We start from the raw sequence: 15672 nt of genomic DNA, 5'->3' as shown, positions 1-15672 counted from the left end.
TATGAACAAAAACAACGAACCACAACTCTATCTCGCCTCGGCTTCTCCCCGTCGCCGTGAACTGCTGACCCAGATTGGCTACCGCTTCGAGGTGCTGAAACTGGATGTGCCCGAGCAGCGGGAAGAGGGTGAAAAGGCGCAGGATTATGTCTGCCGTCTCGCCCGTGACAAGGCGATGGCGGGCGTGGCGTGTGCGCCGACGGCGTTGCCGGTGCTGGGTGCTGACACCATAGTGGTGCTGGGCGACCGGGTACTGGAGAAACCGTCCGATCTGCTTGATGCCAAAGATATGCTGGAGTCCCTCTCCGGCAAGGTGCATCAGGTGATGACGGCGGTGGCGCTGGCCAGCAAGGATCGTTGTGACGTGCGTCTGGTCACCACCAACGTGGCGTTTCGCAAGCTGGACGAGGCCGAGATCGAGGCCTACTGGCAGACCGGTGAGCCCTGTGACAAGGCCGGGGCGTATGGTATTCAGGGTATTGCCGGCAAGTTTGTCAGCCGCATCGAAGGGAGCTATAGCGCCGTGGTCGGCCTGCCCCTGCTGGAGACAGACCTGCTGATCAAGCATCATCTGGAACAGCTCAAATAATTTCCCGTCAGCTGTGCTCTGCTGCGTTTCTCCCTTGCGCGCGTTGTACCGGATTGGCTCTATAGAATTCAAAACTGGAACAGGCAAGGTTACTTATGTCGGTAGAACTGCTGGTTAACGTTACCCCCTCCGAAACCCGGGTCGCTCTGGTCGAAAACGGCCTGCTGCAGGAAGTGCATGTAGAGCGTCAGGCCAAGCGCGGCATTGTCGGCAATATCTACAAAGGCAAGATCAGTCGGGTACTGCCCGGCATGCAGGCGGCCTTCGTCGATATCGGCATGGACAAGGCAGCCTTTTTGCACGCCTCTGATATCGTCCCCCACACCGAGTGTGTGGCGGTGAAGGAGAAGGAGCAGTTCCAGGTCGGTAACATCGCCGAGCTGGTGCGTCAGGGGCAGGACATCATGGTGCAGGTGGTGAAAGATCCGCTGGGTACCAAGGGTGCCCGTCTCACTACCGATATCACCCTGCCATCCCGCTATCTGGTCTTTATGCCGGGCAGCGCTCATGTCGGCGTCTCTCAGCGTATCGAGTCCGAAGCGGAGCGGGAGCGCCTCAAGCGCACCGTGGCCGGTTATGTGGACGAGCTGGGTGGCTACATCATTCGCACCGCCGCCGAAGGGGTGGGGGAACAGGAGCTGGAGCAGGATGCCGCCTTCCTGAAACGGCTGTGGCGCAAGATCCTCGAGCGCAAGCAGAAGTATCCACCCTGCAAGATCCTCTACGAGGATCCCAGTCTGGCATTTCGGGTAGTGCGTGACTTCGTCGGTGCCGAGCTCGACAAGATCCGCGTTGACTCGCGCCAGAGCTTCGATCAGCTAAAGCGCTTCACCGAAGAGTACGTGCCTGAGTTGGCCAGCAAGCTGGAGTACTATCCTGGCGAGTCGCCGATCTTCGATCTCTACGACGTGGAGAACGAGATCCAGCGGGCGCTGGAGCGCAAGGTAGAGCTGAAATCCGGCGGCTACCTCATCATCGACCAGACCGAAGCCATGACTACGGTGGATATCAACACCGGCGCCTTTGTCGGCCATCGCAATCTGGAAGAGACCATCTTCAACACCAACGTCGAGGCGACTGCGGCCATCGCCCGCCATCTGCGCCTGCGCAACCTCGGTGGCATCATCATCATCGACTTCATCGACATGCAGTCGGAAGATCACCGCCGTCGGGTGCTGCACAGCCTGGAGCAGGCGCTCTCAAAAGATCGCGCCAAGACCAACGTCAATGGCTTCTCCCAGCTCGGTCTGGTGGAGATGACCCGCAAACGCACCCGCGAGAGTCTGGAGCATGTGCTCTGCTCCGAGTGCCCCGAGTGCAAGGGACGCGGCCGGGTCAAGACGGTGGAGTCGGTCTGCTTCGAGATCCTGCGGGAGATCATCCGGGTCAATCGCGCCTATGATGCGGATCAGTTCACCGTCTACGCTGCCCCGGCCGTGGCCGACTACCTCCATGGCGAGGAGTCCCACAGTCTGGCGGAGCTGGAAGTGTTCATCGGCAAGCAGGTGCGGGTAGTGAGCGAACCCCTCTGTGGTCAGGAGCAGTTCGACGTGGTGATGATGTAATTGGTCTATCGCTGGCTGAGTCGGGGCTGGTTGGCCCTGGGGGTCCTGTTCGTACTGATGGCCATGCTGGTCACGCTGGTACGGGTCGGGGGCCCTTTGCTGAATCAATACCGGGAGAGTCTGATCCACACTCTGCTGGGTGATTCACAACTCAAGGTCAGCGTGGAGCAAGTGGGGCTGGACTGGACACAGTCCGGGCCCGCCCTCGAACTGCAGCAACTCGCCATCGCCCCGGATTCGGGGCGTTTTGCCGTACAGCTCGGCAAAGCCTGGGTGCATCTCGACTTCTGGCGCACTATTAACGAGCTAAAGCCGGTGTTTGGCGAGCTGATCCTGAGCGATGGCGATATCACCATCGACTTGCGCCAACCGGCTGACGACAGCCCCTCCGGCGATCCCCAGCAGGGCGCCCTGCTGCGCTTTCTGCTGACCCAGCTATCTACCTTCGATGTGCACAATACCCGCCTCAGCGTCACCACCTCCCTCGGTGATCTGCGTGCCCTCGACATCGCCCAACTACGCTGGCAGAACCGTGGCAAGCGCCATCAGGGGGTCGGCAAGGCTTACCTCATCAACGGGGTGGGCGAGAGCACCCTCGATCTGATTCTGGATGTGGACGCCCCGACTGCCCGGCTCGATCGCCTCAAGGGTCAGCTCTATCTGGGGGCCCGCCAGCTCGATATCACCCCGACCCTGGCCAGGATCCATGCGGGCGAACCCAAGGTTGCCGGTCAGCTCGACTTCCAGCTCTGGAGCGAGTTTGACAGCGGCAAACTGGGCAATACCCTGCTGGCGTTTGGCAACAATTACCTGATCTGGAAGGATCCCAAGAAAGGGGAGATGCACCGTTTCGGCCTCGATGGAGGCAAGATCCAGCTGCGCCGTGAGGGCACCGACTGGCAACTGGCGAGCCATAACGTCACCTTCAAGCTGGATGGCAAGCCCTGGTTGCAGAGCCGCTTGCAGCTGGAGCGGATCGGGGATCGGGTGCAGGGCTATCTGCCCAGCATAGAGTTCGACAAGATCACCCAGATCAGTCAGCTGGTCTCGGCGCTCTACCCCACACTCTGCGAGACCCTGCGCCAGACCAATCCGCAGGGTTCGGTGCAGGATCTGACGCTGCTGGCCAACGCCGACTGGCAGGATCTCTCCCTCAGTGGCCGCTTCAGCAAGGTGCGCCTCAAGGCGTGGCAGGATATACCCGGGATGCAGGATCTCAACGGCGAGTTCTGGCTTACCCCGACCGGTGGTAGCGCCAGACTGGCGCTGGCGAACGACAAGGTGGATCCCGCCCGTCACTTCAAGATGCCGATCCCGGTCGACAACTTCTCGGCCCGCCTCGACTGGTGGCGCGAGGAACAGGGCTGGGTGCTCTACGGTCAGGATATCGCGCTGGATAACCCGGATCTGACCCTGGCCAGCCGTTTCCGCCTCGATCTGTTCGAGCACCCTTTCCTGGCCCTGACCGGCCGCATCGATGTGAAGAATGCGGGCCATGCGGATCGCTACTTCCCGCTGCAGGCGATGGACAAGGGGTTGGTGGATTACCTGAGCGGCGCCATCAAGGGGGGCAAGGCCAAGGGGGCCGACCTGCTCTGGTATGGCGAGTTCAGGGACTTTCCCTACGACAACGGCAAGGGCATCTTCCAGGTGGCGGTGCCGCTGGAGCAGGCCACCTACGAGTTCTTCCCCGGTTGGCAACCGCTCACCGACCTGCAGATCGACCTGTTGTTCCAGAATGCCGGCCTCGATATGCGCAGCCGATCCACCAAACTCGGCAAGGCGAGCTCTGACTCGGTGCATGCCTGGATCCCGGATCTCTCCCCCGGCGCCCACCTCTATGTGGATGCCAAGGTGCAGGGGGAGGGCAAGGCCATCAGCGACTACCTGCAGGACTCCCCGCTGGGCAGTTCGGTAGGTCAGGCGCTGCGGGAGATCGAGATCCGCGGCCCGATGGCTGGTTCGGTCAAGCTCGATATTCCTCTCGATGGCGAAAGCGAGGTCAAGGCGAGCGGTGATGCCACCTTCAGCAACAACAAGGTGCGGGTCGCCAGTCTGGACCTGCCGCTGGAGAAGGTGCAGGGGCGCCTCGAATATGACAACGAACAGACCCGCTTCAGCAACCTCAAGGCGAGCCTGTGGAACCAGCCGCTGACCCTCGACTATCAGGGGCGCCAGCATCCGGATCACTATCAGGTCGACCTCGATTTCAAGGGGCAGTGGGATAGCCGCCGCCAGCCCGCAGCCATCTCCTCGTACGGTATCCTCAACGGTCGCAGCAACTGGGGCGGCAAGCTCGGGTTGACCCTGCCCGACAGCAAGCCGTTCAGCTTCCAGCTGGCGCTCGACTCCAACCTGCAGGGGATGGCGCTGGATCTGCCGCTGCCGCTGGCCAAGAGCAGCGCCAGCCGGCTGCCGCTCAAGGTGATCGCCCGTGGCCGGGATGGCAGCGCCGACATTCGCGCCGTGCTGGGGGCTGATGTGGATATGCAGACCCGACTGGTCTACGGCGAAGGGGTGCCTTATCTCAGTCGGGTGCGGGTCGATGTGGGTCAGCCGGGCGCCCGGGTAATGCGCGATGCCCCCATGCTGCTCGCCATCAACCAGCAGGAGGCCGATGTCGGTGGCTGGCTGGCGCGACTCAAGCAGTGGCTGCCAGCGCAGAACCAGACTGGCAATGCGGTGGTTGGCCCCGCCTTCCTGCCGCAGGAGTGGTGGGTGGATGGACAGCTGGCTCGCGCCTATATCGGCAGTGCCACCCTCAAGGCGGCGCGTTTCACCGTGGGGCCGACCAATCAGGCGACCGAGGTGATGATCGACAGTCCCGATGTGATGGGGGTGATCCGCCTGCCCGCAGTGGCCAATCGCCCGGTCGACGCCAAGTTTGCCCGCATCTACTGGTCTGGCAAGAGTTCGGATCTCAGCCCGGATCCCGATGCCAAACAGGACAACGCCATCATGGCATCCATCCCCTGGTTGAAGGTGAGCTGTGTCGATTGCCGCTTTGGCGAGCTACCTCTTGGTGAAGTGAAAGGGGAGCTGGTGCCCGGCGCCAACAAGGTGACACTCAAGGGGCTGGATGTGCGGCTGGCGGGGAGTCAGCTCACCGGCAGCGTCGACTGGCTGGCCGATGGCAACCGGATGCAGACCCGCACCCGTGGCAAGCTGACCAGCAACAACAGCGAGCTACTGCTCAAGCGGCTCGGCTACACCTCGCCCATCGGCGATGCCCCCGGCTCCCTCGCTTTTGATCTGAACTGGCAGGATGTGCCCTATCGCCCGAGCCTGCCGACCTTGGGGGGAAGTGCCAACTATCAGCTGGAGGGTGGCACCCTGCGGGAGGTCAACGACAAGGGGGCGCGACTGCTCTCCCTGCTCAGCCTCGATTCCCTGCTGCGCAAACTGCGGCTCGATTTTCGCGATGTGTTCGACAAGGGCTTCTACTTCGAATCCATGTCCGCCTCTGCCACCATCAAGCAGGGGCAGGTCAGCAACGATGATTTCTATATGAAGGGGGCGGCAGGCAACCTGCGCGGCGAGGGGATCGCCGATCTGGTGCGCTGGCGGCTCGACTACGAGCTGAGCTTCTCCCCCAATCTGGGGGGCACCCTGCCAGTGGTGGCAGCCTTCTCCATCACGCCGGTCACGGGTCTCTATGTGCTGGCCCTCTCCAAACTGCTGGAGCCGGTGGTGGATGTGGTGACCCGCATCGATTTTCGCATCTCGGGCCCGCTAGACGCACCCAAGCTGATCGAGGCGGGGCGAGATCGCGCGCGCATCAAGCTCAACCAGCAGCAGAAAGAGGCGGTTGACGCCGTTGCCCCCGGCCTGCCTACCCAAGAGGTGACCCCTTTCCTGCTGAGCCCCAAACACGCGGGGCCCGCTCAGCGTTGAACGAGCGGCCCGGCACCATCACAAGGAGTGAGCCATGATCCGACATATCCTGCTGATCGCCTTCAAGCCGGGCACCCAGCCTGCCCGGATAGATGCGGTGCGTACCGCCTTTCTCGCCATTCCCCATCAGGTCAGCGGCGTGACCGCCGTGGAGTGGGGGGAGAATGACAGCCCGGAGGGGAGGGATGATGGCTTTACCCACTGCGTGCTGATGACCTTCGCCGACGAAGCAGCCCGCCAGCGCTATCTGCCCCATCCTGATCACGATGCCCTCAAGGCCATTTTCCGTCCGGTGCTGGAGCGCATCATAGTGCTGGATTACACCCTGCAGGCGGGGGATCGGGTTGTGTCAGAGGGGCCGTTATGATGGTGGATGAGCACTGGGCTGCCATCCCGCCACTGCAGCGCGCACTGCTGGAATCGGTTATGAAACATGGCACATCCCATCCTGCGATTGATGCCGGGGTAGTGGTTGGGTCGCTCGCCAAGGGCAAGGCAGACCGGGTGTCCGATGTCGATCTCTTGCTGCTGGCCGAGCCCGGCTTCCATAAGCAGGGAGACGAACTGGTGCGCACCATTGTGGGGGATCGGCCCATCTTTCACTGCTGGCAGGGAAGACATGAAGAGGTCTGTTCATACTGGCGGTTCATCTTCCTCGACATGTCCAGCATAGAGATCCATATCCTTGATCGGGGGGCTGAGTTCCCCCTTGCCAAACCTTACTTGCCATTGTTCGATAAAACCTCCTCCCTTGGTGCGCTTGAGGTAGCTGGCCCCGCCCCAAGCCATTGGGACTTTCCTGCCTATATGGCCGAAGGGGATGGGCTGGTGTGGGAGTTGTTCGATTGCCTCAAATGGGCGGAACGGGGCCAGCGTGGCTTGGTCAGGCATCATCTTCGCAAGCTGCTGGCCGAGATGGATAAAGACCCGAATATTGTGGATCGCGATTAACGCGGACAAGGAGAACGTCATGTGGTTAGCCGCAATACAGCTGGTATCTGGCCGTCACTGGCAGGATAACCGGGAGCAGATCGCCGCCGAGCTGGCAGCCTTGCCAAAAGAGCGGCCGCTGCTGGTGCTGCTGCCGGAGAACTTTGCCCTGTTTGGCGAACGACAGGGCTATCTGGATGGTGCCGAGGCAATCGTCTCCGATCCCAGCGCCACTCTGAGCGGAGCAACGCCCATTCAACAACAACTGGCCGAATGGGCCCGCGATTACGGCATCTGGCTGGTGGCTGGGGCTATGCCGACCACCATCGCAGGTTCTGACCATATTCACACCAGCTCGCTGGTGTTTGACCCAAGTGGTGAGCTTAGGGGCCACTACCACAAGATCCACCTGTTCGACGTGGATGTGGCGGACAATCACGGTCGCTACCGTGAGTCGGAGACATTCAGCCCGGGGGAGGCGTCTGTGGTGGTGGAATCCCCCTTTGGTCCCCTCGGCCTCTCGATCTGTTATGATTTGCGCTTTCCCGAGCTTTACCGCCAGTTGGCCCGTGCCGGTGCCCGCGTGCTGCTGGTGCCTGCCGCCTTTACCGCCGTGACCGGCGAGGCGCACTGGGAGCCGCTGCTGCGGGCCCGCGCCATCGAAAACCAGTGCTATGTAGTCGCTGCCAATCAGGGCGGCACTCACGAAACGGGGCGCCAGACCTGGGGCCACAGCATGGTGATCGACCCCTGGGGTCGGGTGCTGGCGAGCAAAGAGTGCGGGCGCGGCACAGTGCTGGCGAAGATGGAGCCCGGGCTTATCGACGAATTGAAACGCACCATGCCAGTGTTGCAACACGCCCGCTTGCTCTGATGGTGTGGTGAAAAATTGAAACGCAGCCGTTTGCCCGTGCTGGAGCATGCCCGTTTGTTGTGATGGTGTGGCTTGTTGCCAACCCGTCGGCAAGACGATTTAAAACAGCTCGTTACGAGAGTGGAGAAGAAGATTGAGTCTATTGAGCCAGGTTAGTGCCTCCCTGTTGGCCCCGAACGATCTCGACGAAGGGCGCCTGCAGCAGCTGCTCGGCAGCCTGATGAGCCATCAGGTGGAGTTCGGCGATCTCTATTTCCAGCGCAGCTGGCACGAGTCCTGGATGCTGGAAGATGGCATCGTCAAGGATGGCAGCTACAACATCGATCAGGGTGTGGGGGTGCGCGCCGTCAGCGGCGAGAAGACCGGCTTCGCCTACTCGGACGAGCTGAGCCTGCTGGCGCTGCAACAGTCGGTGACTGCTGCTCGTGGCATCGCCGCTGCCGGTGCTCACGGCAAGGTGAAGGCGTGGGCGCGCACCGAAGCGAACCTGCTCTATCCCGCTATGGATCCGCTACAGACCCTCGACAAGCAGCAGAAGATCGCCCTGCTGGAGCAGATGGACAAGTTCGCCAGAAGTCTGGATCCCGCCATCAATCAGGTGATGGCTTCCATCAGCGGCGTCTATGAAGAGGTGCTGGTTGCTGCGACAGACGGTACCCTGGCTGCCGATATTCGCCCGCTGGTGCGTCTGTCGGTGACTGTGATCGCCGAGAAGGGCGATCGCCGCGAGCGTGGCAGTGCAGGTGGCGGCGGCCGCTTTGGTTACGACTGGTTCCTCGAACTGGACGGACTGGAGAGCCGCGCCTTTGGCTATGTGCGTGAAGCGGTGCGTCAGGCGCTGGTCAATCTGGAAGCCATCGACGCGCCAGCCGGCACCATGCCGGTGGTGCTGGGCTCCGGCTGGCCCGGCGTGCTGCTGCACGAGGCGGTGGGTCATGGTCTGGAGGGGGATTTCAACCGCAAGGGATCTTCCGCATTTGCTGGCCGCATCGGCGAGCAGGTGGCCTCCAAGCACTGCACCATCGTCGATGATGGCACCCTGCCGGGTCGGCGCGGCTCCGTCTCCATTGATGACGAGGGCACACCGGGTGGCTACAACGTGCTGATCGAGAACGGCATCCTCAAGGGTTACCTGCAGGACAAGCAGAACGCCCGCCTGATGGGGGTGCCACTCACCGGCAACGGGCGCCGCGAATCCTACGCCGCCATGCCGATGCCGCGCATGACCAACACCTACATGCTGGCGGGCCAGTATGATCCGGCCGAGATCATCGCCTCGGTGAAGAAGGGCATTTATGCCCCCAACTTCGGCGGCGGTCAGGTGGACATCACCTCCGGCAAGTTCGTCTTCTCCGCCTCCGAGGCTTACCTCATCGAGGATGGCAAGATCACCGCCCCCATCAAGGGGGCGACCCTGATCGGCAACGGCCCCGAAGCGATGAGCCAGGTCTCCATGGTGGGTAGCGACCTTGCGCTGGATCGCGGGGTTGGCATCTGCGGCAAGGAGGGGCAGAGCGTGCCGGTCGGTGTCGGCCAGCCCACCCTTAAACTGGATCAGCTCACCGTGGGTGGCACCCAGTAAGCCTCGACGCAGAACAAGAACAGAGAGAAACCATGCTTACCCTGTCGAAAATATCCAATATCAGGAGCCAGCTCTCCCCCAGCGAGCTCAAGATTGCCGATTACATCCTCTCCTGTCCGGAACAGGTGACCCACTTCTCCTCTCAGGAGCTGGCCCAGCAGGCGGAGGTGAGCCAGTCGAGCATAGTGAAGTTCACTCAGAAGATCGGGTTCAAGGGCTTTACCGCCTTCAAGCTGGCGGTCAGCGAGGATCTGGGGCGCAAGCATGCCATCAAGACCGACAATGTCGGTGATCTCTACAATGGCATCGGGCGAGACGATGACCTGGAGACCATGGCCAAGAAGCTGGCGCAGGAGAAGATAAATTCTATCATCGAGACCACTCAGGCTCTCGACAGTGCTCTGCTGAAGCAGGTACTCGACACCATAGATGGCGCTGGGCGGGTACAGCTGGTGGGGATTGGCGGTTCGGCACTGACCGCCAAGGATCTCTGGTACAAGTTGCTCAAGATCGGTGTAACTACCCTGTTTGCCCAGGATAGCCATGTGCAGATCTCCATCGCCCAGACCCTGGGACCGGGTGATGTGCAGCTGGTCATCTCCTATTCTGGCGCCAGCCGTGATGTGCTGGCGGCGGCCGAGCTGGCCAAGCGCAATGGTGCAACCCTGATTGCCGTGACTTCGTTCCGGCAAACCCAGTTGCGCCAGATGGCCGACATGGTGCTGGATACGGTGGCGGAGGAGAACGAACTGCGTATCTCTTCCATCTCCTCCCGTACCGCCCAGAACACCATTACCGACATCCTGTTCCTCGGCCTGGTGCAGCGCAGAGACGAGCGAGCCTGGGCCCTGATTGACGGTACCCGGGATGCCATCGACCGACTCAACAAGGAGTGATGCCTGCTCTCCCGCAGCATCATCCGTACAACAAAAAACCACCTGAACAGGTGGTTTTTTGTTGTCTGCTAGAGGTCAAGGGCCCAGCGGATAAAGGCTTTACGCCGCTTGGCATCGGCCGCCAGATAGAGTTCCCGCAGGGTGGCATCCGCCTGCTCCGGCGTAAGTGCCGAAGCTGTATGAGCGGTAGTTGCGGCTTGTGTTGCGAAAATGGGGGCCGGACTCACTGTTGGCGTATGGCTTGCCAGCAGGGCCTGGTAATCGGTGCCCAGACTATCCTGGTTGCGTGGCAGGGCTTGTAGTGCCAGCGGTTGTGAGGTGCCCTTGTCGTCACTCAGCAGCAGGGCCGGGCTGGCGGCAAACTGGCGGATAGCCGAGGAGCTGGTCAGCACCGGGGTGGTCAGTTGCAGCGTCCCTTGTGATGGTGCTGTAAGGGTGAGCAGCAGAGGAGCCGAGGTCACGCGTCCCTGGCTCTCGTTGGTGGAGCGAGGGTCACTTGGGCTGTCAAAGCGGACCAGCAGTCGGGACTCTCCCGCCGGGAGCTCAATGATCCGGGTGAAGGCCGAGGGTTTGCCCTGTGGCGAGGCGAGCAGGGTGAGGGTATCGGCCAGCTCCAGTCGGGCGGCCGTGGCCGGTACACTGAGCAGCAGGGCAAACAGGGGGGATAATAGTAGGGGAGAGAGCAGGGAGGATCGTGACATCATAAGACTCCATGAAGGAGCCGGCCCGCAGGCCGGCAACCAGATCAGAATTCGTAGCGCAGGCCGAGGTGGTAGAAGCTCTCGCTGTTGCTGCTGCCACCAAAGCTGGTGATGGTGCTACCAGCCAGACCATCTTCACCATTGCGGATCACATAGGCGCTGTAGAGGGAAGATCGCGGGGTGAGCTTGTATTGCAGCTCCAGCGTAGTATCGCGCAGTGCCATCTGGTCGCCACCCTCGTTGACGAGGTGACGATAGCCTGCGCGGGCCGCCCACTTCTGGTTGATGTCATACACCGCGGTCAGTTCCCACACCTTGTCTTCACTGTCGGCACGGCCATCGCGATAGGTCACCTGATCCTTGCTATAGAGGGCGCCCAACATCAGAGGGCCGAGATAGTAGCGGGTACCGATCCCGGCGAAGCGATACTCATCGGCATTGGGATCGACCTTGCTGTCACTGCTCTGGGCGGCTTTGGTCTGCTGATACGCCACGACCGGAGCCAGTTTGCCTGCATTGCCCAGATCGAAGGTGTAGCGCAGGGCGCCGTTGTAGCCGTAATCAAGATCCGAGGTGCCGTTACCAAGGATGTAGGCGAGCGAGAGATCCAGATTGCCGAGGGTGTTCTGGTACTGCAGAGTGCCATCCTGACGGAACACCTGCACGGCGGTGGAGTCCACCTTGCTGGCCTGACGAGCCATGGAGACATCAGAGGCGGCAAACACATCGCCAATATCGGTGAACATGATGAGGCCGGAAGAGACGCGCCCGCCGGTCACCTTGCCCCACTGGCCACCGTCGATCCCGGCCCAGACGTAACGGGCAGTGAGGTCGCTGCTGTTCTTCTGTACGTTGTTGGCGTATTCGGCTGCATTGACCTGATATTGTGCCATGCCGATCACTGCGACATCGTCATTGACGGTCTGGCGGGCGGTAAAGCCGATACGGCCATCGAAGTCACCCTGATCATTGCCGCTCTTCTTGTCGGAAATATTGAAGCCAAGACGGCCGTAGAGGTCGACGTTGGAGCCATCGTCAGCCTGATAGATGACGGCCGCATGAGCGGAACCTGTGCCGAGCAGTGCGGGAAGAACCAGAGCAAGCATGGATTTTTTCATTTTTTATCGTTCCTGTACGGGCTCTGTGCCAGAGCCGGGATGAGTTTGGCCATGACCCCGATTGCTCGGGGCCAGACCTTGGCTAGAAATCCGGAGGAGGGATTAACTCAGATCGACGTTCTTGCAGCCGAACATCAGGGTGAAGAGGTAGCCGCCGAGGTAGGCGACGGCGAGGCCGACCGCATAGACCATCATGCCGGGGAAGATCCCCTGGGCGGAGGTCATCAGCGGCAGGGCGACGATACCGGATGGTCCAAAGACGGTGTTGAGGCCGACCGGCAGACCCAGCCAGGAGATCAGGCCAACCACGAAGCCCCCCAGCGAACCACCGCAGCAGGCCGTGATAAAGGGTTTGACCCGCGGCAGGGTGACGCCGTAGATGAGCGGCTCACCGACCCCCAGAATGCCCGGAATGATGGTGCCCTTCACCTGAGTGCGCAGTAGGGAATCCTTGCCTGCCCGGCTGTAGAGCGCCAGCGCAGCCCCTACCTGTCCGGCACCGGCCAGCGCCAGGATAGGAAACAGGGAGTTGAAGCCCTGGGCATCCATCAGCGCAAAGTAGACGGGAACGAACCCCTGATGGATACCGAACATCACCGAGATGAGGAACAGGCCAGCCAGAATAGCGGTACCGAACGGGTTGCCATTGAGGTTGATGAAGAGCCAGGACATGCCGTTATAGAGCTGCACGCCGAGGGGCATGATCAGGATAAAGGTGACGGCTCCCATGATCAGCAGGGTGATGCAGGAAGTGAGGATCATATCCAGACTGTCCGGCATGAAACGGCGAACCTGGCGCTCAACCGAGGCGCCTATGATGCATGCGATCAGCACGCCTATGATGTTGCCGCGGGGATCGATCTGATGGCCGAAGAAGTCGGTGATACCGGAGTAGATGCCGCTGCTGGCCTGAGGGTCATAACCCATGACAAACAGAGAGGCGATGATGGCGCCATTGACCCCGGACCCGCCAAACGCCTTCTGGGCGTTGTAGCCGATCAGTATGCTGAGGAAGCTGAACAGTCCCTTGCTGAAGAGCTTCATGTAGCCGACAAATTCGGCCAGCATGCCTCCTGTCTGCTGCCCTTCCAGCAGCAGGGTTTGCTCGATCAGTGTGGCGCAGCCGAGCAGCAGACCCGCAGCGATAAAACCGGGGATCAGCGGAGTGAAAATGGTGGCAAACTTGGCCAGGAAGCGGTGTGCCGTACTGCTCTGCTTCTGCTTCAGCGCCTGCTTGTTGGCGGCGGCGATGTCGCCAAGATCCGCTGATTGCGGGCGGGGTGCTGTCAGTGTTCCCGCGTCTGCATTCAGCATGCCATTCATCATCTCGCAGGCAGTCTGGGCCTTGCCGGGGCCAAGCACTATCTGGAACTGGTTGTCACTTTCAATCACCCCCATCACCCCGGCGATCCGTTTGATGGTATCGCGATCGGCATGCAGGCTGTCCGCCAGGCTCAGCCGCAAGCGGGTCATGCAGTGGCCACAGTTGGTGATGTTATCCCGGCCGCCGATGGCCTGGATGATCTGGCCAATCATGGAATCAGTTATTTTTGCCATAAAGAACCCGGTCAGTCTGATGTGAGGGGGCGGATGCCCCCGCTTATGTTGTTATCCTGTCGCCATTGCTGGCGCGGCCAATGTGCGGTCGGCCGATTAATCTGTGCATTTGCTGATAAAGCCGCCGCTGCTTTTCAGCCGCTCTCGTGCTTCGCTGGCGGAGATATTTGCCAGGATCATTACGATGGCGGTCTTGCAGTGGTTATCTGCGGCGGCGAGAGCCTGCTCGGCCGTGCCACGGTCACATTCGGTTGCTTCCATGACGATGCGCTTCTGGCGCTCCACCAGTTTGGCGTTGGTCGCCTCCACATCCACCATCAGATTGCCGTAGACCTTGCCGGTACGGATCATGGCACCGGTCGAGAGCATATTGAGGATCAGCTTCTGGGCTGTGCCCGCTTTCATGCGGGAGGAGCCGGTCACAATCTCGGGGCCGACCACGGCGACCATGCTGATGTCGGCCGCTTTGGCGAGCGGGCTGCCCGGGTTGCAGCTGATGCTGCACACTGTGGCACCCAGGCTCCTGGCATATTGCATGGCACCCAGCACATAGGGGGTTCGCCCGCTGGCTGCGATACCCACCAGCACGTCGTGGGCACTGAAGTGGATATTTTTAAGATCGTTGGCACCGAGTTCTGCATCGTCTTCGGCATTCTCCACTGCCTGCAAGATGGCCTTGTGGCCCCCCGCAATCAGACCGATGACCAGTTCTGCAGAGACCCCGTAGGTGGGGGGACATTCGCTGGCGTCCAGAATGCCGAGACGTCCGGAGGTGCCTGCCCCGATGTAAATCAGGCGGCCACCTTTGCCAAACGCAGCAGCGATCGCATCTACAGCCTTGGCGATCTCGGGTAGCAGTTGGCTTACAGCGACTGCAACGTGTTGATCTTCTTGATTGATGATCCGCAGCATATCCAGTGTCGGGAGCTGATCGATCTCGATGCTGGCTGGATTGCGGGTTTCAGTAATCATGCTTGATAGGTCAATGGTCATCGTTTCCTCTACTTCAGGTCGTCGCCATTCCCGGCGTAAATCATCTTTTTTGATGTTGGCCATCATGATCGATTTTTGATTTTGATTGTGAGATCAATGTCGCATAATTAATTATTCCATCTTTTGTTGTTTTTATCGTGGTAAAATTCCTACAGAGAAGCATGGAGAGAGGAGGGGGGTGACAGCGGCATTGGCTATCTTGCCTGATAGGCAGACAACAAAAAGCCCCGGTCGTTGGACCGGGGCTGGCGGGTTATTCGGTATCAGTTGACGGATATGGCGCGGGCGTCGATGAAATAGCGAGCGTTACCCTGTTTGTCGATCTGGATTTTGGCAACCAGCTGCTCTTGATCTTTATATTCCCAGCGTTGCTCGATCTTGGCGAGGGATGGGCTCGCAATCCCAACCACGTTCAGGTACTCGTGAAACAGGCTATGACTGCCGATTTCGGTCAGCATCTTGGTCATATGGGCACTCTTCTGGAACAAGGGGGGCAGATACAAGATAGCCATGTCGAGCTGAATGAGTGCTGTACAAAAAACAAACAGAGCTTCTGGCGACAGCAGAGATAATGCGGGTCAGCGAGTGCGGGATCGCAGACAACAAAAAGCCCCGTTCGGTGGAGCGGGGCTGGCTGGTTATTCGGTATCAGTTGATGGATATTGCGCGAGCATCGATGAAGTAACGGGCATTGCCCTGTTTGTCGATCTGGATTTTGGCGACCAGCTGCTCCCGCTTTTTATATTCCCAGTGTTGCTCAATCTTGGCGAGGGATGGGCTCGCAATCCCAACCACGTTCAGGTACTCGTGAAACAGGCTATGGCTCCCTATTTCGGTCAGCATCTTGTCCATCTGCATACTCTCCTGAAGTTGAGTGGGTATTCATCAACAAACCTATCAGCGTCCATCTGAATACAGTCCGTATGAAAAACAAACTAACTCATTTGTGTGTCAATAACATGATCAGGGACAA

General features: G+C 60.3%; 14 protein-coding genes. 8 read left to right on the top strand and 6 right to left on the bottom strand.

From position 1 onward, the window contains the following. Position 1: 1 nt before the first annotated feature. The 8 genes from OKC31_RS14295 to OKC31_RS14260 all read left to right on the top strand — a co-directional run bounded on the left by OKC31_RS14295 (position 2) and on the right by OKC31_RS14260 (position 10330). On the top strand, positions 2-589 hold the full coding sequence (locus tag OKC31_RS14295) for a Maf family protein (protein WP_005340055.1): 588 nt from the start codon (positions 2-4) through the stop codon (positions 587-589). Between the two features lie 95 nt (positions 590-684). Continuing rightward, positions 685-2154, top strand: coding sequence for a ribonuclease G (gene rng, locus OKC31_RS14290; protein ID WP_005340056.1), 1470 nt, complete (start codon positions 685-687; stop codon positions 2152-2154). Next, positions 2155-6048, top strand: a complete 3894-nt coding sequence (locus OKC31_RS14285) for a YhdP family protein (protein WP_270657092.1) — start codon at positions 2155-2157, stop codon at positions 6046-6048. It abuts the gene before it with no gap. A gap of 34 nt (positions 6049-6082) precedes the next feature. Further along, positions 6083-6415: a Dabb family protein gene (locus OKC31_RS14280; protein ID WP_270657091.1), complete on the top strand. Its 333-nt coding sequence runs from the start codon at positions 6083-6085 to the stop codon at positions 6413-6415. Continuing rightward, entirely contained in the window at positions 6412-6999 is a 588-nt protein-coding gene (locus tag OKC31_RS14275) for a nucleotidyltransferase domain-containing protein (RefSeq protein ID WP_247823835.1), read from the top strand. Before OKC31_RS14280 ends, OKC31_RS14275 begins: the two co-directional genes overlap by 4 nt. Positions 7000-7018: 19 nt before the next feature. Beyond that, entirely contained in the window at positions 7019-7852 is an 834-nt protein-coding gene (locus tag OKC31_RS14270; protein WP_247823836.1) for a carbon-nitrogen hydrolase family protein, read from the top strand. Positions 7853-7985: 133 nt separating this feature from the next. Beyond that, a complete protein-coding gene (gene tldD / locus OKC31_RS14265) occupies positions 7986-9434 on the top strand; it encodes a metalloprotease TldD (RefSeq protein WP_270657090.1) in 1449 nt (482 codons plus the stop codon). A gap of 32 nt (positions 9435-9466) precedes the next feature. Next, a complete protein-coding gene (locus OKC31_RS14260; protein WP_108588468.1) occupies positions 9467-10330 on the top strand; it encodes an SIS domain-containing protein in 864 nt (287 codons plus the stop codon). 68 nt (positions 10331-10398) lie between these two features. On the opposite strand, the gene OKC31_RS14255 is transcribed toward OKC31_RS14260, so the two are convergent. The 6 genes from OKC31_RS14255 to OKC31_RS14230 form a co-directional block, all read right to left on the bottom strand. Beyond that, positions 10399-11034 (bottom strand): DUF2057 family protein, encoded by a 636-nt coding sequence (locus OKC31_RS14255; RefSeq protein WP_247823838.1) that lies wholly within the window; start codon positions 11032-11034, stop codon positions 10399-10401. A gap of 41 nt (positions 11035-11075) precedes the next feature. Further along, positions 11076-12149, bottom strand: coding sequence for a porin (locus tag OKC31_RS14250; protein WP_139405103.1), 1074 nt, complete (start codon positions 12147-12149; stop codon positions 11076-11078). Positions 12150-12251: 102 nt separating this feature from the next. Beyond that, positions 12252-13706: a PTS N-acetylmuramic acid transporter subunit IIBC gene (gene murP, locus OKC31_RS14245; protein WP_247823839.1), complete on the bottom strand. Its 1455-nt coding sequence runs from the start codon at positions 13704-13706 to the stop codon at positions 12252-12254. Positions 13707-13802: 96 nt separating this feature from the next. Further along, entirely contained in the window at positions 13803-14699 is an 897-nt protein-coding gene (gene murQ, locus OKC31_RS14240) for an N-acetylmuramic acid 6-phosphate etherase (protein WP_247823840.1), read from the bottom strand. 263 nt (positions 14700-14962) lie between these two features. After that, positions 14963-15166 carry a hypothetical protein gene (locus OKC31_RS14235; protein WP_139405137.1) on the bottom strand — a complete coding sequence of 68 codons (204 nt, stop codon included), beginning with the start codon at positions 15164-15166 and terminating at the stop codon, positions 14963-14965. A gap of 181 nt (positions 15167-15347) precedes the next feature. Continuing rightward, positions 15348-15551 carry a hypothetical protein gene (locus OKC31_RS14230; protein WP_005342922.1) on the bottom strand — a complete coding sequence of 68 codons (204 nt, stop codon included), beginning with the start codon at positions 15549-15551 and terminating at the stop codon, positions 15348-15350. Positions 15552-15672: the final 121 nt, after the last annotated feature.

Source organism: Aeromonas sp. Y293-4, from assembly GCF_027705905.1.
Taxonomy (GTDB): domain Bacteria; phylum Pseudomonadota; class Gammaproteobacteria; order Enterobacterales; family Aeromonadaceae; genus Aeromonas; species Aeromonas veronii.
This window is presented reverse-complemented; position numbering and strand designations above follow the sequence as displayed.